Below are 17906 nucleotides of genomic sequence, written 5' to 3'. Positions count from 1 at the left end.
GAATTTAACAGGATTTTCAATTCACATATCATTTTCAGTGTGTTTTGTCAACTCCTAATACTGAACCGACGCCCTAGCGGCAATCGCGCCATTGAGAAGAGGGCAGATCATCTCACAACACGTCCACTAATACAACGAAAGTGTATCGAATTACAACTCAATTAAATCCATCAGCCGTGCATCAAAATAACGCTTGAGAATGCACCGATGCTGCAATTTGTCAGCAGTCGATCGATTTTAGATTTTAGATTTTAGATTTTAGATTGACCCCACGGATAAATGCGGGGGCTTGAGGATTTTCGATTTTCGATTTTGGATTGATTCACGGATAAATCCGGGGGCTTGTACCATCAAGAAATTCTTGGTCATTTGCGCCCGTATTTAAGTTACTCCTCCGAGTCCCGGTATTCCCTAAAATGTAGGGCTGCGGTCAAAAAAATCTAAATTCCGCCAGCACAAACTTTACTTTTTAGGTTGCTGCTTCTGGTAAACGCTGATAACTTTATCGGCATAAGTAGCAGTTGCCCCACTTTTACAAGCTGCGGAGTCCCCAGTCATCCACCAGCAAGCGGCGCGGCGTACTGCGGTTAATTCATTGTTGCTGCTAGCTTTGTATTCGTCGCGCAGCAAATCGCCCACGATACAGGTAACAATTGATTTGGCTTTTGTCGCGTCAGCCTCAAATTGTTGCGGTGTTAAATCTTGTTTGGTACAGAATTTTGCCCAGCGGGAAATATTGTTCGGTAAAACTTGCCACTGACTGTACATTCCGTCATTTGCGGCTTGTGGCGGGGCGGCTTGTCGCAGCGCTTCTACAAGGGCGGAAACTTGCGCGTCGGTGACTGATTGCGCTGCTGCTGGAAGTGCTTGCAATCCGAGGCTAATTATCAGGCTGCCGAATAGTAGATTGGTTTGTGCGATCGATTTAAAATTCATTCACAATGCCCTGTTTGATTTAAACTTTGTTTCCTCAAACAAGGTTTACTATTTTGTCGCTGGAATACCTCTATCTTAAGTATGATTTGCTTGTTGAATGGACTTTTGATCGCACTTACGAGAGAAATTGCCGATCGACTGCGATAAAATTATGGAAGTACAACCACGGAAATTCAATGAAAATGCCTACCAGCGATAGCTACCGCGAGTCCCTAATTGAATCTCTTAAAGATGCTGAACACGCTGCTGGTTTTATCGGGGCTATATTGGAAGAAAAAGACCCTGAACCCGCACTCCTGAGAAATGCCATCAGAAAGGTAATTGAGGCTAAAATCAGGATAAATTCTCTTTCGGAGTCAGCAAAAGAACATCACGAAAAACTCGATAAGATGCTGACTGAAAGCGGCGGTTCGGAAATTTACAGCTTTGTAGAATTACTCGAAGCGTTAGGATTTAAACTAGAAATTACTGTCGCAGATACTGAATTGCCCGCTGACTCGGAATCAACGGATTTTGGGGAATCAGAATTATCGCCCGAACCAGTAGTAATTAATCCCAGTTAATGAGTAAATTTCGCCCTCACCCTTTCATCACAAAATCTAACAATCGGTGAGCCATTTCTAGCTTGCTGCAAGATGCTATTTCTACTTGCTTGCCGGCGGCATTAATTAATATTGCTTGATTGGTATTGCTGCCGAAACCTGCACCTATTTGATCGATCGGGTTTGCGGCAATTACATCCAGTTTCTTCGCTCGCAATTTCTCCAAAGCAGGCTTGACAATATCCCCAGTTTGTGCTGCAAACCCGATTAATTTTTGGTGCGGCTGTTTCAATTTTCCCAACTCTGCCACAATATCCGCTACCGGTGCCAACGGTAAACAATTCGGGAGTGATCGCTTGGGCAATTTCTCACTACTGTACTCAGCCGGCTTCACATCCGCTACGGCCGCCGCCATCACCGTCAAATCCGCATCGTGAAAGCATTGCAGCATCGCCTCCCGCATTTCTTCTGCACTCGTAACTGCGATCGCCCGCACACCTGAGAGCGGCAATTCCCCAGTTATACTGTGTACCAGCGTCACTGTCGCGCCCCGGTGCTGTGCAGCTTGCGCCAAAGCTATGCCCATTTTGCCACTGGAAGGATTGCCGATAAACCGCACCGGATCGAGGTGTTCCCGCGTTCCTCCCGCACTGATCAACACCCTAATGCCCGCCAAATCTCGATCGCCCTTCGCATACAACAGCGATTCAATATGAGGCAAAATCTCATAAGGTTCTGCCATGCGGCCGACACCCGCGCGATCGCACGCCAGCATTCCCGCCCCCGGATTCGCAGCATGATAGCGCCGATAACTCAATATTTCCCGCCAATTCCGCTGCACCGTCGGCTGTTCCCACATATCCGTATTCATCGCCGGTGCCAGCAAAATTGGGCAACTAGAAGCTAAGACAGTATTAGTCAGCAAATTATCAGCAAAACCCCCCGCCAACTTAGCCAAAGTATTAGCTGTCAGGGGAGCAATTACAAAAACTTCCGCCCATTCTCCCAGTTGAATATGCAGGGGGCGCCCGTGACTTGGTTGCCAAAAATCTTTGTCAGTAAAAGCAGGATGGCGGCAGAGAGTAGCAAAAGTCAAAGGCGTTACAAACTCCCCAGCCGCATCAGTAAGAATAGCTTTAACTTCCGCTCCAGCTTTCGCTAAAGTTGAAACTACTTCGCAAACTTTGTAAGCCGCAATCCCGCCACTAACGCCGATTAAAATTCGTCTGCCCTTCATGATTTTTGGTAATACAGCAACCTTCGAGGTTATGAGAACTTGATGAATTCCTGAAACCATTGCGGAGAATTGCCCGATCGCCTCTCCTCATTCTTTCATCCTTCATCCTTCATCCTTCATCCTTCATCCTTCATCCTTCAGCCATAAAAAAGAATCAAGAAAGAAATTAAGATAAAAACAGACTAAAATCCCTCACTCATCTGTTTAATCTGCAACAAAATATGCTGCTAACTTCTTCCTCAATCCCGTAGAAAATTTTGAGCTAGATTTTTAAGTCTATGCTTCGTCGTAGGCTTCCATATCCAGAAGGTGGAGATAAGGTTCAACCATCTCTGGCCGCTGAAAAGCAAGCGATCGCAACAAATGCCAATCATTCAATCCCTCAAAAGGATCTGTATAATCGTCAACTTCCAAACGGACAGCCAATTCCGCCACGTCCTGAGAAGTAAGTACAGCAATATCGCGCGATGCTTTGGTTAAAGTTTTCATTTTTTTCCCCTGCCCGAGACTTCCGCCATACTATATACTAAACCTTTAATCAGATTTCGACACAGTTTCTACAACAAAACTTCGCATTACATCTATAACTTCCGGCAGAATCTCGTGTCCCATGTTAAATTCTCGATACTGCACCGCAGCTCCCCAAGCTGTCAAACTCTCGCGCGATCGCACAGCAGCACTAACGGGAACAATAGTATCTTGAGTACCGTGTACGATTAAAACAGGTGGCAAAACACTCCCCGCAACTGGCGAAATCTGGTGTAAATAACCACTCAGACAAATTAAACCAGCTAGGGGCAAAGTCAATCCCACATCTAGAGTCATCGCTCCGCCTTGAGAAAAGCCGCCTAAAATCGTGCGAGACAAAGGCACGCCCGTGGTGCTTTCCAAAGACAGCAAAAATTCCCTCAGCAATTGCCGGCTTTCTACCAATCCCTGAGCGTCTTTGCTTTGAAGGTTATACCACGCTTTGCCGCTTGTTACCTGGGGATGAGGAAATGGGGCATCGGGAAACAGAAACTGATAATCCGGCAAATTGAAAAAGGGTGCTAAGGAAGTCAAATCCCGAGCATTAGCACCCCATCCATGTAAAGCGACAATCAAAGCGACAGGTTTGCGATCAGTTTTTGGCGGAATGCTAATAAATTGTAAAGACATCGTAGTTAGTAATTGGTAATCTGGCATCGCTACAATTATAAATTGTCACGACGGGTAAAACCCCAAATATTTGTTTTGGGCGATATTTAACTATAAATTAAGACGCGATTGGCAATAACTATAACTCAGGACAGTTGACTGTTAATTGTAGGGTGCAACCTAAGCACCGCGAGCATCTTTCACAGGAATGCAAGCCAAATTCTCGCTAGGTATATATAGCCCAGTCTCATTAAGAGTGAGGTATGTCTGGTAATGGGTAATGGGTAATGAATAATGGCGCTACCCTGCTTTTGAACAGCAAGCTTTTTCATGATGACCTTTTTCCGGATTACCGATTACCGAACACCGAAAACCCACGCGCCCACGAACTTTTTTGAGAACTACTATATGTCAATCGATTTCTGCGGTTCCCACTCCTAAAAACTATTTTAAAAAAATTAACTTCTACCAATTTATTCACCTAATTTCACTTGATATTAGTTCTCAGAAAAGCTGCAACTGTAGAAGGCACCTAAACCATTAAATAGTAATTTATCCCCAATTCTAAAATCTAAAATCTAAAATCTAAAATCTAAAATCGATTGACACCTACCGCAGGTGAAACCTTAGAAACAGATTGCTCGAACTGTTGCCGCACCGGCACCTCAATCAAGAATTCAGTTCCCTCTCCCGGAGCCGATACGCACCTGAGCGAACCGTGATGCTTGTCTACTATTTGATAGCAGATCGACAATCCCAAGCCAGTACCTTTGCCCACAGGCTTGGTAGTAAAAAAAGGATCGAATAAACGTTTTTTGACATTCTCCGTCATGCCCGTTCCATTGTCAGCGATTCGCACGCATACACAATTAGAATTTAAAAGTTCAGTGCGAATCCGAATAGTAGGTAAAAATGCAGAATTGGAGGCTTTGTTTTCGAGCTTTTTTGGATTTTCGGTATCAGATAAAACATCAATAGCATTGCTCAAGACATTCATAAATACCTGATTCAATTGTCCCGCCCAGCACTCCACTAATGGCAAATTTCCGTATTCTTTGATGAGTTTAATGCCCGAAAAATCAGCTTTTGGTTTCAGCCGACTCTCCAAAATCATCAAGGTGCTGTCAATGCCTTGGTGAATGTCAACCGACTTCATTTCAGCTTCATCCAAGCGCGAAAAATTCCGCAGAGAAAGCACGATCTGGCTGATACGTTCAGCTCCCATATTCATAGATTGTAGGATTTTAGGCAAGTCTTCACTGATAAACTCCAAATCAATCTCTTTTAGTTTCGCTTGCACTTCGGGCGTTGGGTTCGGATATTGCTGCTGGTATATTTCCACAAGTTTCAGCAAGTCTCGAGTATATGCGCCTGTATGGATTAGGTTGCCAGAGATGAAGTTGACAGGATTGTTAATTTCGTGGGCAACTCCAGCCACCAACTGCCCCAAGCTGGACATTTTTTCAGTTTGGATTAGTTTAAATTGAGCTTCCTGCAAATTTTTTAGTGCTGTTTCTAGTTCAGCAGTGCGCTGTTTTAGTTGAATTGTACGATCGTACACTTGCTGTTCTACTTTTGCAGTACGTTCTAGAGACATCAACAGGTAAATCGTCAAGCTGCCAGTCATCAATAGCCCGATCGCGCCAATTGCCAGCGAACCCTGATGTGTCCTCATACTGTTGTACCCCTTTCCAGGCAAAACTAGCAGCCTCCACTGGCGGTCTGCTACCTTAAATAGGCGAGTGCAAGCACTCGGATATTGACAGATTTTTCCCAGCAAATTAGTTAACTCTGGCTTTTCGTGTTTTGGGTTATCTATCAACTGCTTAGCTTGTGAGTCGTAGCGCACCAGAAAGCGTTCTTTCTCTATAGCAGAGTTGTCATAGAGGTAAAAATTAATCTTGTCTAAATTTAGCGATTCTAAAGAGGAATCGACCATACTCGTGATCTGAAACAGACCCGCAATAACTCCCATGAGGTTTTGGCGGCCGTTAACGGAGTTATCAGCAGAAGTTGTACGGCGGTGTACTGGTAGAAATACTTGCAATCCCGGTTGATTGTTGCTGACTAATCTAATCCGCGCCGAAGCCGCTATTTTCCCGGTATTCACCGATTTCTCTAAAGCTGATTTGCGATCGGGGCTGGAGGCAACATCAAAACCGATCACTTTGTTATCTTCTTCTAATGCTTCTCTGTAAATAATGGGAAAGTATTCCGATCGCACTCTTGCTTGGACTTGCTTTTTGTCAGGAGTTCGTTCATAAATTTGAAATGCGGGAAAATCGGCGGCTCGAATTGTCCGTTCGTAAGCTGCTTTTTGGGCAGCCGACACGCGGCGAATCCAGTTAACAGAATGTATAGCAGTATTTCGGGCAAGTGCAGGTTGAGCGAATTGCTTAAAATCTTGTCGGCTAACTTCAGTAGATGCCCTGTAGAATCCTTCAAGTGAGTACAGAACTTCTAAATTTTTATTGATGCTTTGCTGCAATGTCACATTCAGGCGATCGGCTTGCTGATGAAATTCAACTTGCATTCGTTGGTTTTCCGAATGCCACACAACGGCTGCGGCTGCCAATGACAAACTCGTCCCTGTGCAAAGAGTCAGCGCTGCTGGAATGTAGCGACGGTGCGACTGTAAACTTTCGGTCAGCGAATTAAACCAATTGCTCGCAACATTCATATTCCCACACCTTCTGCTACCGGAGTGCAATTCGTTTAAGGACTTGTGAAATTCCTTGATAGCACGAAGGGCAGCGCAGAAACGAGATTGTCTAAAAACTTATGATCGCAGGAATAAGACTTACCCTGACCAACTCAGTTTCTACGAAAATATTGGTCTGGTAACGAGAAAGTTGGGAAGAAACCGGCTTTTTACGAATAGTGTATCCACGACTGAGGAATTGTAACTAAGTGTAACTAAGTGTAACTAAGCCAGTTCCCATCTGGGCCCTCCCAAATTCCTTCCCCGGAAGAACCTGGGAACGAGAAAAAACCTTGATCTGGTAGGGCGGGTACTCAATACCCGCCCTACAAAGCCAACTTAAAGGTGGAACCGCTTACAAAACAGTCCCTATTTCCTTCAAATAAACCCGTGTAAACGGTTCATCATCCCCCAGAGCATACTGTTCGATCAACCCCTGGCGGCGAATAGAAATACTATTTCCTTCCCTCACCACAACAGTATCGTCATCAGTGCTTTCTCTAACCAACATCATCTCAGTTTCTCCCGGATTATCTAGCACCACCATATTGCTGCCCCGATAAAACATTCCCTCAGCTTCCAAAATATCTTCGGGATATTCAGCAATTAACAAATCGAGCTTGGGATTCCGTAGCAAACTTTGCACGTTAAGATGGTAATTCTTATTCAAAACTTTTTCAGAACGGTTAACAAAAAGTCCACCGCGACAAACAGCACCGATTGTCCAATCGGGATGCTGCAACAGAATATGGTCGATGGTTTCTTGTAGGTCATGTACCGAAATTCTGTTGAAAGTAATAATCGGAATTCTGGCGGATTTTCCCGATTCAAAGAAAGTTTCGATAATATGCGAAGGCACATCAACTCCTTCGCCGACAGCGGGGTTGAGGTGCATAAAAATTCCCGGCGCGGCATTGATCTCGATAATCCCAAAATTGCCTGTTTTCCAAGATTTGGCGAGAGTTTCTGTCATCACATCAATCCCCAAACAAGTTAACCGGAAATGTAGGGCGATATCTTGAGCCAAAACAATGTTATCCGGGTGAATGGTGCGGGTAGCGTCGATGCTGATGCCGCCTGCGGAAAGATTAGCGACTTTGCGTAGATACACAGTGCGATCGCTACTTGGCACACTATCCAATGACAGCCCTTGTTCTTCCAGATACATTTCCATCGCTTCGTCGGACTGAATTTTGCTCATGGCCGAAGTTGGCGTATCCAAACGTTCTGGTTTGCGGTTTTCACGGCGGATCAATTCGCGAATTGTTGAGTCGCCATCACCTGTTACGCAAGCGGGTCGGCGTTCAGTTGCAGAAACAAATTTGCCGTCAACGCACAGCAGCCTAAAATCCGATCCTTTGATGCTGTTTTCCACAATTACTCGCACCGGATCGGTTTCGGGAATAGCCTTAACTGCTCTTTTAAAAGCTGCCTGCAATTCCTCGGCATCCCGGACATCTGCTGTTACGCCAATTCCTTTATGACCGACTACTGGTTTGATAGCAACTGGGTAGCCAATTTCTCTAGCAACTGCCAGAGCTCCGTTTTCTGTGGAGACGATATCGCCTTTGGGAACAGGAAATCCTAATGTAGCAAGAAAAGCTTTACAATCGTCTTTGCGCGTAGTAAAATCTGAGTCTAAGTGGCTGTCAGAATCAAAGGTAGTTGCAGAGCCACGAACCAGTTTTTTGCCGTACCCATATTGCATTAGTCCTTCATCCCACAAATAAAATGCGGGAATGCCTTTTTGGGATGCCGATCGCATTAACGAATAAACTGTCGGGCCTCCGTAAACTGACTGCCGGAACATATTTTGCAGCGCGCCAATTTGTGCTTCCAAGGGAAAGTCTTGATTTTGATTAATGGCTTCAAACCAATCCCAAACTGCGTACACTACTGCTCTGGCAGTGCGGGCGTGAAGTGCTTCTATGCTGATTCTGTTAAACTGAGAAAACGGCTTGATGTTCCAGTGTTGAAAATGCAAACCCATGTCGAGTTTTGCTACTTCTGAGGCGGTACGGCCGAACAGTTGGGCATGGTTCAAGAAAGTTTCGTGCAGGAATTGCGGGTAGCGATCGCTAATAATTTCCTGGTAATGTGCGATCGGCAAAGGTTCGCTCCCGCCCGTCACCGCTAAATCAAAAACTAAAGCCGCGGTGTCTAAATAAGGGTTGGGCCCGATATAGTGTTTGAAGTTGAAAACATCAAAAATATCGGTTTTTCGAGCATTGACGCGGGCTGTTTCAGTGGTTTTTTCTTGCAGCATTTTCTAACCTCCTTTGAGCTAATTTTTTACGGTAACTTTATAGTCGGTGCATGGGATACTACCTGCGGGCATAGATATTCCAGCAGTGAGATAAATACTCCCAACAATTCTGCCTTCAGTATTGCCCTATAGGGGGAGTGGGAGAGTAGGGGAGATGGGGAGAGGGGGAGAGGGGGAGAGGGTGAGAGTAGGAAAATATTCCTTCTTCCTTCAACATCTAACTAAGCATAGATGACTAAGCATAGATAACTAAGCATAGATAACTAAGCACTTATGACTAACGACTACTTCTTTCCCCCCTTACAAAAAAAAGCTATAACTTTTGAGAGGTACACTGTGTACTTATAATTGTTTATGACAGTGAAAGAAAATTTAAGAGGCAGCAAATTATGAAGATCGCACAAACTGCTCTCAGGGAAAAAGTTCACCACTTAGCTGAGGAAGCATTTCACCGGAAGCTAATTTCTGGCTACGGCGATGGTCAAAACAGCAACGAATATCAGATTGTCTGGAACGGAAAACCCAGACACCTACCTTTAGAACGGGCGAGTACCATATTGAGCAATTTGATCGAGCGATCGCACTAACGGGCGATCGGACTAATTGAGGACTTACGCTCATCAACCCGATTTCTACGAGCAATCAGAGGAGGATTAGCGAAGAATCGGATCAGAAACCGGATTGATCACTGCGCGCGCGTGGGCCCTGTAATTTAAGCTCATTTCTTGACCCCTCCTATCTCCTGTTAGGGGGGGTAAGTTTGTTTCGTGGATCGTCGAGGATGAGTAAACTCGCATATCATCCTTGCTGTGTGCGTTCTAGAGTGGTAGAAACCGGAGATTTTTTTGTATCTATATATACCTTTTGGCAGTTTTCGGAAAAAGGAATTTTGTGTTTTAGTGAAATTTAATAAATTAAAAGTGGAGATAATATGGCGAGCAACGAAATTCAGGGGAAGTTGCTAATTATTGGTGGTGCGGAAGACAAAGAGGGGGACTGCAAAATTCTGCGGGAATTCTTGCGCTGCGCCGGAGGCACTAAAGCCCGCATTGTGATCATGACGGCTGCGACTAGCTTGCCGGGAGAAGTAGGAGATAATTACATCCGGGTGTTTGAGCGACTTGGCGCTGAAGATGTGCGAGTTGTTGACACCCAGAGACCCGAAGATGCCAGCAATCCAGATTATTTAGAAGCGATAGAACAAGCCACTGGCATATTCTTTACCGGCGGAGATCAAGCGCGGATTATTAGCTGCTTGAAAGACACAACACTCGACGCAGCTATGCACAAACGCTTCTCTGAAGGGATTATCATTGGTGGCACCAGTGCTGGCGCGGCGATGATGCCAGACATGATGATTATTGAAGGAGACTCGGAGACAAATCCCCGCGTTGATGTGGTAGCAATGGGGCCGGGAATGGGTTTCCTTCCAGGAGTTGTCATCGACCAGCATTTCGCCCAGCGAGGTCGTCTGGGACGCTTAGTTACCGCACTCTTGCTGCAACCGGCCGTGTTGGGATTTGGTATTGATGAAAATACAGCTATTTTAGTCCACGGTGACGAGTTGGAAGTTATTGGCGAAAGCGCTGTAACTGTCATCGACGAGTCGGAAAAACTCCACGATAATATAGATGGACGGTTGAAGGATGAGGGTTTAGCGATTTGCGGCGCAAAGTTACACATCCTCCCCCACGGATACCGGTTTAACTTGAAAACTCGCCAGCCGGTGCTCCATAACGTAGCAACTACAGCAGACAGGGAAAGGGCGATCGCCTAATTTACTTGCAACTGGCAAACATCTCAAAAGAAAGTATGTAGGGTGTACAGCGTACACCTTGCCAGTGCAACGAACTAGGATGGTTAAAAACCCAGTTTCTGCGTCCAGAGCCAATAAAAGAAGAGGTAAAATCCTCTTCTTTTATTGGTGCGGTTTCAGATTTTTTAAGCACTTTTCTGTTCGCCAAAAATCGACTGCTGCCCTTCTGCAGTCGATATTAAATTCCACCCTTGAACTCTCAGCTTCTGGTTTGAGTCGAGTGGATAATCACTTATCCACCCTCTCCTTCAGAACCGTGCTTGTGCCTTTCAACACACACGGCTCCTCAATGTTTTGGCGTTTGTCGTACGCACCTGAGCCATCATTGGCTGTCTTCACGTCGTGACAATGGCGATGTAACAATTGCAGGTTGTCATATACATCCTTACCTCCTCTTGAGAGTGGCAATATATGATCGACTTCCATTTTGTCGCCTTGCTTAAACTTGAGTTCGCATAATTCACAATCTCCATTTTGTCTTTCTAGAAGTTTTTTAATTCTTATAGAGACTTCTGGATGTTTGCTCATTCTTTGACTCCAATAGACCAGATCCCCATCAAACGGACTTCTATTCCCTTTAACTTTTACGTGTCTTTTGACAGTCGTATCTTGGTGTTTGAATAGTTTGTATCCGTCCGATGTGGCAAATGTCCAATTGTAATTACCTACTTTGCGCCAATAATTCTTGACGGTATCGTGGGCATTGCTACTAGAACATCTGTGTCTCGCCCAAGCCAGGAGTTTCTGTGTGGTTATGTGATAGCAATCATTAAAAATTTCTTTGCTTACCACAGTTGAATAATAGTTGCACCACCCTCTTATGACTGGATTTAATTTGTTAATTAAAGCCGATTGAGGAGATGTGCGATGTTCATCTATTATTTTCCCCACTTTATCAAGATGTCTCTTGATTGCTTCCTTGCTTGGTGTGATGAGTGTTTTAAAGCCAAGATTTTTTGTGGTTTTTGATATTCTACCTATCGCAATTGTAGCTGCTCTGTAGGCTCCTACTTTATGTTGCCTGGTATTAAATCCCAGGAAGTTGAATCCTTCAGATGTGTGACAAATGCGAGTTTTACTTGGCTTTAGTTCTAACCCTATTTCTTTCAACCACTCCGATATTAATTCCTGACAAGCTATAACAACGGCTTGCTCTTCATGTATGACTAAGAAGTCATCGGCATATCGGATTAGCACTGCATCTTTACAGGTTCCATTTTGTTTGAAACTTTCTTCCATGCCGTGAAGGGCTATATTTGCTAATAGCGGGGATATTACCCCACCCTGTGGTGTCCCTTCATCGGTATTGAATAGTAAACCTGAATTCATCACTCCTGATTTAAGCCAAGCTTTAATTTGCCGTCTCATTTTCGGGAATGTGTTTATCTTGGTTAGCAGTGCTTGGTGATTGATACGATCAAAGCATTGGGCAATATCAGCATCCAGCACATATTTAGCTTTCTTGCAGACATTTCTGTGTATTGCTTCAATCGCGTCATGGGCAGAACGTCCTGGTCGAAACCCATAGCTATTATGCTCAAATCTAGCTTCCCATTCGGGTTCTAGAGCGAGTTTTGCTAAGGCTTGCATTGCACGGTCAAACATGGTAGGTATGCCTAGAGGACGTTTTTCCGTCTTTCCAGGTTTATCAATCCACACCCTTCGTGTTGCCTTGGCTTTTCCGGTTAGTCTCAATTGGTTTACCAGTTTTAGACGTGCTGCTGGGGATAGTGACTTAACTCCATCCACTCCCGCCGTTCTTTTTCCTTGGTTATCCTGTGTGACTTTCCTTACGGCTGTGCATTTTGCTGACCAAGACCTCATCAAGGTCTTTTGAAGCTTGCGAACTGCTGCTGTGTCACCACGTTGCGAGGCTTGGTATATTCTTCTTTGAAGCTTCCAGACTCTTTTCTCTAGCTTTCGCCAGTCCAAGTCTTTCCATTCCGCCGTAGTATTGCTACTCGTTTTAGACATTTCACTTCTACCAAAAACTATACCTTCCAAAACATCGTGAATCTGTCAGCGTATACGGGTCATTACAACCACGTCGTTTGCTTCTGATTCAATCCCGCCTCTCTCTGCTTGTAGATGGTTTCCTACTTGGTATATTCGACCTTACCAAGAGCATTTGAGAGGTTACTTCGTTCCGAACAGTCATTTTGAATCTTTTAGGACGGTACTCTCCACCGGGTTTCTTTGGAATGCTAATCAGTCAAACGTACAGTTGCTGATTCCTTATCCTTGCCTTTTGGCTTGGGGCAACCTCTTTTCCCCATTATGGGTGACGATGGTTCGTGCATACCTTCACGCTTTCGCATTATCCATGAGATTCTTGCTCGACAGGCATCTAGTTGAGGTTACTGATGTTATCTGCCTTTTTTCCCTTGCAGCCGTTCAGAGATTTACCAGACCTCTGTCACGAGGGAAATGCTTTCAACCCAGCATCGGGGCGGTGGGATTTAAGGTTTCTAGGATACTATCCTGTTACCCACATGACTGTTCAGTTGTCAAGGGTCAATAACCCTTGCTAGCCGTCCTTCCTTTGGGGATTTAGGCTAAACGAATCGCACATAAGTTGCCCATCCCTTAGAACCGCCCGGTTCCCGGTAGTCGGGTACAGCGAACTGCGGAAAAGCTGTATAAGGCCGCCACCCCTGACGGGCATCGGTGCGTAAGTGCAATATCTTTTCTCCCTTGCCTCCGAGTCTGGGCAACCAACACATTTGTTTTAGCATTTTTAACACTCCAGAGTTTTACAGTAACGGTAATTCGCCAACATCCCCAATTAAACTTTTAGAGCTTTAGAGCCACTGCTCGGAATATCTAACGGGTAACAGGGACGAATGAGATTTTCACCAATTACCAATTACTGAGGTAGCAGCAGTCGTTAAAGCTGATTTCGGTTCTGCCAAGTTTGCCAGTCAAAAAATATAAAACAACTGCTGCCAAGACATAAGCAAAAATAATCATTGCTATTCTCGGCTCAAACTTGGCTTAAAGTCGATGGCGCGAAAATCCAGTGGAATAAAGCATTCATTCTTGTGGTTTTCCTTGCCTTATAATTACAATCACATCCTCGCTATTTCCGCCTAAAATGACATCTTTCTACAGTATTAGCTCTGTTAGCTAAAAAATGTTCCTTTAGTTACAAATATTAAACTCTGACCACGATTTATATAGTTATCAAAAGTTAAATTACTTTTCATAAACAGCCCTTAATATTTTTTAGTTACTTTAACTACATTTTTGATTGATTTAAATCTGGCCTCCGGGTGCTTAGTGGCGCACCTTACTCAATCGCTAGGGTGTCTACTACTAAACCCTCCGGGTGCGCCTATAACTACCTAACAACATAAGAGTTACACCTGTAACTCTTAAGAACGAGGGCGACAGATTTACCAAATTGTAAAAATCAATACTAATCACACTTATAATTTCTGCAAACCAGATATTCATGGCCGCTGCAATTGAATTCAAACTCCTCGCTCCCAACAACAAAGCAGCTACACTGCTCGGCTCTTTTTCCAATGGAAAAAAAATATTAGAAAAAGATGACAGAGGTTATTTCCGCACTAAAATTCAGGGCGTGGCGTAATCAGGGTATGAAAAAAATAAGTTGAAAATCCCGAAGCTTTGTAGATACTGGTTTCTATGACTTGCATATTTAGCCTTTCATACCATAAATCAGCAAGGCCCGGTTTTGTTAGTCACAGCAGTAGGAATACCGATGCTGTGGATGGGCGAAGAGTTTGGACAATCCACTCGGCAAACTCCCAACCAGTCGAATAAACTGCAATGGTTTTTGTTGAAAACTTAGCCAAATCATGAGTTCTTGGAATACTACAAACACGTGATTCGGCTGCGGGAAAAACTTCCGGCACTTTATACCAAAAATATTGATATTTATTCACGAAAATCCCGAAGCCAAAGTGCTGGCTTATTACCGCTGGAGCGATGAGGAAATGCGAGCAGTAGTTGTCGCTAATTTTTCGGATACTTATCTATCTGGTAACAGCATTCCTAAGTTTCCGGCGGCAGGAAGTTGGCACGAGTGGATGTATAACAAAATAGTAGAAGTTGGGGAAGAAGAGTTTAAGTTTGATTTGCCGGAATGATCAGCGCAATTATTTGTTTGAGAGCCGGAGAATTATGTCTCTAGGCAGATGATCGGCCCAGTTGTACAACAGTAAATTGTATTTACGATGGGCGCACCAAGCTCAACAAACAGGGTTTTTCTACCTAGGTGGATGGCTGTAACGATGCTTTTTTGTAAAAAAACTCGGTTTCTGCATCCAAGAGTGCGATCGTAATTCCTGGTATTGAGAATAAAAATTGCACGGCGACGTGCCAACTGTCAATTAACAAGTCAATTAACACAAACTTTGTCGGAGGACAAACTCTATGGGCTGGCTAAAAAGATTGTTTGGTTTAGAAAAACTTGAAAATCAAGAAACTGTTGATGCTCCTGCTTACCAAGCACCTGTAGCTCAATCTCAAGCTCAATCTCAACCTGCTGCGAGCGCTCAGACAATCCCGCCGGAACGCATGGGCTTGAACGGAGAATACGATCAAAGCGGTTTAGCTAAACGGGTTGCTCAGGCTTTCGATGCAAATCCAGATGTTGCGGATATTGAGACTGTTTATGTGGCTCAACTTGGCACTACGGTGGTTCTCAAAGGTACAGTTCCCAGTCAGGAAATTGTCAACAAGTTGGTGACAATTGCTAAAGGCGTTAAGGGTGCAACTGGGGTGGAAACTAATGAAGTTACTGTCGGATAACGCGACGGTTATTTCTAACAGTTAACAGTTAGCAGTTAACTGTTAACCAGTTAGTAGTTAACAGTTAACTGTTTTTTTGATTTATCTTTATCTCAATAAAAAATATGACAGGCGAAACATTAGAACCTACTCGCGGGAAATTAGAACGCACTCTGTCGCAGGGAATTCAAGCCTTATACCGCTCTCAGCTCGGACACCAAACAAGTCAAGCGCTCTGCAATCTTTTGGATAACAAATTGATAATTGTTATCGAAAATGGGCTTACTGAACCAGAAAAACTGCTGGCTCAGAACGGTCAGCACGATTTGGCTTTGCAGGTGCGAGCACAATTAGAATCAGTTCTGGAATTGCCACTGAAAGAATTAATTCAAAAGGTTTTGGGCGTGGGAGTCACTGATTTGCTCCGCGATGCGACCTTAGAGACTGGCCGCACGGGAACGATCGCAATTTTGGACTCCGCGCCTCACTTTCGTGATTCTAATTATAAATCTAAAACTCAACCAAAACCATTTGAGAGTTGAGATGCTGGCGGATAACTGTTTCTAAATCTTTGATGTTAAAAGGTTTGGAAAGGTATTCCACGCAGCCAGCTTCGAGAATTCGAGCGCGGTCTTCTGGTTTTGCTAGTGCTGTGACAGCAACAATCGGAATATGTCTGAGATCGGGGTTTTGTTGGACGCGCTTTACTACTTCCATACCGTCTATATCCGGTAGGCAAATGTCGAGTACGATTAGGTCGGGTTGTTGATCGACTGCTGCTGAAAGAGCTGCGTATCCGTCAACTGCTCCCACGCACTCGCAGCCGAATAAATCGAGTATTTGTGTCAGCAGCTCTAAGTTGTCCGGATTGTCGTCTACAGCCAACACTAAAGGACGCTTGTCAACCTGGGGTTGACCGCTAATGAAAGACGAGGATTCCAATTTATTGTCCCAATGAAGGTAGTTCATAAATGCCGATCGCAACGATCAAAAAATTTGTTACCGAGGCATTCTTCAAGTGGCGCTGCGGCACTTGAAACAGATTGGCTCGTATTGGTAGCTCTCCCATGACCAGTTTTTGGTCTAATCCGATACAATATCGCTACAAGCTGCAGGCAAAACGACCGCAGTTGATTAACCCCATAGCATCTGCTTAATTCTACCTCTCCCAGCGCCAATTACCAACTTAGGGGCTCTTGGTGCGTCAGCCCTGGTAAAAACACGCAATAAATACGGAGAATCTTACCAATAAAGCATCCTCGCTTAATAGCATTGAAGAGTGGCGACACCTTTTTAGGATATTAACCACATTAAACATGGGTTTCCATACAAGGATCTACCTAAAGGCAGATTCTAACCCATACTTAATTTTAATAACTTCCACCTGCTGAGAGATACTTGATTACTCTACTTTATACTTCAATGTTTTTAAGTAGTAATTATCACAATTTAAGCCAGTAAAAAGATTCAGTTTTTACTTAAGCTTTACCGGATATTAACCTAGGAGGTTTTAATGACAATTCCAATCAGAGACGACCTGACTTACATTTTGCTCAAAAAGATTGGCAGCGGAAACGGCAGGGGAGAGTCGGAAATTAGGAACGCAGCCGAAGAATATGTCGGTCACCAGGTGGCAGAAGCGGAATTGCTCGGTCATCTGGACTACCTCAACCAAAGAGAATTTATTAAAGCTGACTTTAGTGGAGAACCTTACGGAGGAACTGAGGTATTGCCGCCTTTAGTCGCATTTCAAGAAGCTGATTTAACAGAAAAAGGCCGCAAACTGTTACACAAAATGGAGACGAATCCTCCGAAGTCGCTCCATCAAGAAGGGTCGGCAGTTCCTATCGCTTCAAAGGATATGCCGTTTTTGGAAAAAGTGATGGTAAACGGTCACTTGGAGGATATTTTTGATGCCCGCGACATTACCGAAGTAGTGTACCGGGTCATGCGCGATGTGATGACAAAAGACGCCATCGAGCACGTGGAATCTGAATTGCACAAAGAAGTTTTGCCTACGGATGACAAAACCCTGCAACAAGAAATAGCAGACCTCTGGAAAGATACCAATCCGCTGGTGGGATTGCTCAGCCGGGTGCGTCAACCTTTGACCGGCGCGCCTGCACCTTTGGGGATCGATGGCAATTTGTTTGCACGGAGGGTGGAACTAGAAGGCGCACTTCCTTCAGGAGTAAAACCGGAAACTGCGATCGCCGCTGTATTTTCGGCAACGAAGGATGAGCTGTCCGAGGAGCGAATTCAGGAAATAGCTGGCTTTTTGCCGGACAGAATTCGGGAAATTTGGGCGTCTGCTTAACGAGACGTTTTAAGGTATAAATACTTACTAGCCGGGTTGAGCAACCAGTATTTTCCCTCCAGAGGGCAGAATACTGGTTGCTCAACCCGGTTTCTTTATACTTTTTGCCTGGTAGCTTTGCAATTGCTTTGTAGTGAGGACTTGAGTCCTGATCAAACTCGATCGAACTTTCGTCCTCACTAATTGTCAGATCGCT

Annotated in this window: 18 protein-coding genes; 8 read left to right on the top strand and 10 right to left on the bottom strand. The window is 44.4% G+C overall.

Annotation, left to right across the window (positions count from 1 at the left end):
• Window positions 1-462: 462 nt before the first annotated feature.
• On the bottom strand, window positions 463-936 hold the full coding sequence (locus Q5691_RS14230; RefSeq protein WP_333345326.1) for a hypothetical protein: 474 nt from the start codon (window positions 934-936) through the stop codon (window positions 463-465).
• A gap of 182 nt (window positions 937-1118) precedes the next feature.
• Here Q5691_RS14230 and Q5691_RS14225 point away from each other — a divergent pair, with 182 nt between their 5' ends.
• The gene (locus tag Q5691_RS14225; RefSeq protein ID WP_333345325.1) at window positions 1119-1499 is read left to right on the top strand and encodes a transcriptional regulator; all 381 of its coding nucleotides are present in this window, start codon (window positions 1119-1121) and stop codon (window positions 1497-1499) included.
• 16 nt (window positions 1500-1515) lie between these two features.
• On the opposite strand, the gene coaBC is transcribed toward Q5691_RS14225, so the two are convergent.
• The 5 genes from coaBC to Q5691_RS14200 all read right to left on the bottom strand — a co-directional run bounded on the left by coaBC (window position 1516) and on the right by Q5691_RS14200 (window position 8819).
• Window positions 1516-2715, bottom strand: a complete 1200-nt coding sequence (coaBC, locus tag Q5691_RS14220) for a bifunctional phosphopantothenoylcysteine decarboxylase/phosphopantothenate--cysteine ligase CoaBC (protein WP_333345323.1) — start codon at window positions 2713-2715, stop codon at window positions 1516-1518.
• Between the two features lie 276 nt (window positions 2716-2991).
• Window positions 2992-3204: a protein IsiD gene (gene isiD, locus Q5691_RS14215; RefSeq protein WP_106150386.1), complete on the bottom strand. Its 213-nt coding sequence runs from the start codon at window positions 3202-3204 to the stop codon at window positions 2992-2994.
• A gap of 45 nt (window positions 3205-3249) precedes the next feature.
• The gene (locus tag Q5691_RS14210) at window positions 3250-3873 is read right to left on the bottom strand and encodes an alpha/beta hydrolase (RefSeq protein WP_333308794.1); all 624 of its coding nucleotides are present in this window, start codon (window positions 3871-3873) and stop codon (window positions 3250-3252) included.
• Between the two features lie 571 nt (window positions 3874-4444).
• Window positions 4445-6532, bottom strand: a complete 2088-nt coding sequence (locus Q5691_RS14205) for a CHASE domain-containing protein (protein WP_333345321.1) — start codon at window positions 6530-6532, stop codon at window positions 4445-4447.
• Window positions 6533-6908: 376 nt separating this feature from the next.
• The gene (locus Q5691_RS14200; protein ID WP_333345319.1) at window positions 6909-8819 is read right to left on the bottom strand and encodes an ATP-binding protein; all 1911 of its coding nucleotides are present in this window, start codon (window positions 8817-8819) and stop codon (window positions 6909-6911) included.
• 389 nt (window positions 8820-9208) lie between these two features.
• On the opposite strand from Q5691_RS14200, the gene Q5691_RS14195 reads away from it, so the two are divergent.
• Both Q5691_RS14195 and Q5691_RS14190 read left to right on the top strand, forming a co-directional pair.
• Window positions 9209-9406 (top strand): hypothetical protein, encoded by a 198-nt coding sequence (locus tag Q5691_RS14195; RefSeq protein ID WP_015175364.1) that lies wholly within the window; start codon window positions 9209-9211, stop codon window positions 9404-9406.
• Window positions 9407-9750: 344 nt separating this feature from the next.
• Complete coding sequence (locus Q5691_RS14190; RefSeq protein ID WP_333345317.1) at window positions 9751-10596, top strand: cyanophycinase; 846 nt, start codon at window positions 9751-9753, stop codon at window positions 10594-10596.
• 267 nt (window positions 10597-10863) lie between these two features.
• Here Q5691_RS14190 and ltrA read toward each other — a convergent pair whose 3' ends face one another.
• Window positions 10864-12609, bottom strand: a complete 1746-nt coding sequence (gene ltrA / locus Q5691_RS14185) for a group II intron reverse transcriptase/maturase (RefSeq protein ID WP_333345315.1) — start codon at window positions 12607-12609, stop codon at window positions 10864-10866.
• Window positions 12610-13190: 581 nt separating this feature from the next.
• Window positions 13191-13370, bottom strand: a complete 180-nt coding sequence (locus tag Q5691_RS14180) for a hypothetical protein (protein ID WP_333345313.1) — start codon at window positions 13368-13370, stop codon at window positions 13191-13193.
• Window positions 13371-14089: 719 nt separating this feature from the next.
• On the opposite strand from Q5691_RS14180, the gene Q5691_RS14175 reads away from it, so the two are divergent.
• Both Q5691_RS14175 and Q5691_RS14170 read left to right on the top strand, forming a co-directional pair.
• Window positions 14090-14230, top strand: a complete 141-nt coding sequence (locus Q5691_RS14175; protein WP_333345311.1) for a hypothetical protein — start codon at window positions 14090-14092, stop codon at window positions 14228-14230.
• A gap of 301 nt (window positions 14231-14531) precedes the next feature.
• The gene (locus Q5691_RS14170) at window positions 14532-14750 is read left to right on the top strand and encodes an alpha amylase C-terminal domain-containing protein (protein WP_333345309.1); all 219 of its coding nucleotides are present in this window, start codon (window positions 14532-14534) and stop codon (window positions 14748-14750) included.
• Window positions 14751-14874: 124 nt separating this feature from the next.
• Here Q5691_RS14170 and Q5691_RS14165 read toward each other — a convergent pair whose 3' ends face one another.
• Window positions 14875-15012: a hypothetical protein gene (locus Q5691_RS14165; RefSeq protein ID WP_333345307.1), complete on the bottom strand. Its 138-nt coding sequence runs from the start codon at window positions 15010-15012 to the stop codon at window positions 14875-14877.
• A gap of 24 nt (window positions 15013-15036) precedes the next feature.
• On the opposite strand from Q5691_RS14165, the gene Q5691_RS14160 reads away from it, so the two are divergent.
• Both Q5691_RS14160 and Q5691_RS14155 read left to right on the top strand, forming a co-directional pair.
• Complete coding sequence (locus tag Q5691_RS14160; protein WP_333232256.1) at window positions 15037-15414, top strand: BON domain-containing protein; 378 nt, start codon at window positions 15037-15039, stop codon at window positions 15412-15414.
• A gap of 104 nt (window positions 15415-15518) precedes the next feature.
• Window positions 15519-15935 (top strand): DUF2294 domain-containing protein, encoded by a 417-nt coding sequence (locus Q5691_RS14155; protein WP_333345305.1) that lies wholly within the window; start codon window positions 15519-15521, stop codon window positions 15933-15935.
• Here the strand turns inward: Q5691_RS14155 and Q5691_RS14150 are convergent.
• Window positions 15904-16362 (bottom strand): response regulator, encoded by a 459-nt coding sequence (locus tag Q5691_RS14150; RefSeq protein WP_333345303.1) that lies wholly within the window; start codon window positions 16360-16362, stop codon window positions 15904-15906. The genes Q5691_RS14155 and Q5691_RS14150 overlap by 32 nt on opposite strands.
• Window positions 16363-16906: 544 nt before the next feature.
• Here Q5691_RS14150 and Q5691_RS14145 point away from each other — a divergent pair.
• Window positions 16907-17710: a DUF2267 domain-containing protein gene (locus tag Q5691_RS14145; protein ID WP_333209686.1), complete on the top strand. Its 804-nt coding sequence runs from the start codon at window positions 16907-16909 to the stop codon at window positions 17708-17710.
• Window positions 17711-17906: the final 196 nt, after the last annotated feature.

Origin of the sequence: Microcoleus sp. w1-18aA5 (assembly GCF_036701705.1) — a bacterium.
Classification (GTDB): domain Bacteria; phylum Cyanobacteriota; class Cyanobacteriia; order Cyanobacteriales; family Microcoleaceae; genus Microcoleus.
The sequence above is the reverse complement of the archived record's forward strand: the minus strand, read 5'-3'. Positions and strand labels throughout refer to the sequence as shown.

Excerpts from the sequence above, each read along its gene's own strand:
- Q5691_RS14230 (WP_333345326.1), bottom strand. The coding sequence starts at position 936 with ATGAATTTTAAATCGATCGCACAAACCAATCTACTATTCGGCAGCCTG.
- Q5691_RS14225 (WP_333345325.1), top strand. The coding sequence starts at position 1,119 with ATGCCTACCAGCGATAGCTACCGCGAGTCCCTAATTGAATCTCTTAAA.
- coaBC (WP_333345323.1), bottom strand. The coding sequence starts at position 2,715 with ATGAAGGGCAGACGAATTTTAATCGGCGTTAGTGGCGGGATTGCGGCT.
- isiD (WP_106150386.1), bottom strand. The coding sequence starts at position 3,204 with ATGAAAACTTTAACCAAAGCATCGCGCGATATTGCTGTACTTACTTCT.
- Q5691_RS14210 (WP_333308794.1), bottom strand. The coding sequence starts at position 3,873 with ATGTCTTTACAATTTATTAGCATTCCGCCAAAAACTGATCGCAAACCT.
- Q5691_RS14205 (WP_333345321.1), bottom strand. The coding sequence starts at position 6,532 with ATGAATGTTGCGAGCAATTGGTTTAATTCGCTGACCGAAAGTTTACAG.
- Q5691_RS14200 (WP_333345319.1), bottom strand. The coding sequence starts at position 8,819 with ATGCTGCAAGAAAAAACCACTGAAACAGCCCGCGTCAATGCTCGAAAA.
- Q5691_RS14195 (WP_015175364.1), top strand. The coding sequence starts at position 9,209 with ATGAAGATCGCACAAACTGCTCTCAGGGAAAAAGTTCACCACTTAGCT.
- Q5691_RS14190 (WP_333345317.1), top strand. The coding sequence starts at position 9,751 with ATGGCGAGCAACGAAATTCAGGGGAAGTTGCTAATTATTGGTGGTGCG.
- ltrA (WP_333345315.1), bottom strand. The coding sequence starts at position 12,609 with ATGTCTAAAACGAGTAGCAATACTACGGCGGAATGGAAAGACTTGGAC.
- Q5691_RS14180 (WP_333345313.1), bottom strand. The coding sequence starts at position 13,370 with ATGCTAAAACAAATGTGTTGGTTGCCCAGACTCGGAGGCAAGGGAGAA.
- Q5691_RS14175 (WP_333345311.1), top strand. The coding sequence starts at position 14,090 with ATGGCCGCTGCAATTGAATTCAAACTCCTCGCTCCCAACAACAAAGCA.
- Q5691_RS14160 (WP_333232256.1), top strand. The coding sequence starts at position 15,037 with ATGGGCTGGCTAAAAAGATTGTTTGGTTTAGAAAAACTTGAAAATCAA.
- Q5691_RS14155 (WP_333345305.1), top strand. The coding sequence starts at position 15,519 with ATGACAGGCGAAACATTAGAACCTACTCGCGGGAAATTAGAACGCACT.
- Q5691_RS14150 (WP_333345303.1), bottom strand. The coding sequence starts at position 16,362 with ATGAACTACCTTCATTGGGACAATAAATTGGAATCCTCGTCTTTCATT.
- Q5691_RS14145 (WP_333209686.1), top strand. The coding sequence starts at position 16,907 with ATGACAATTCCAATCAGAGACGACCTGACTTACATTTTGCTCAAAAAG.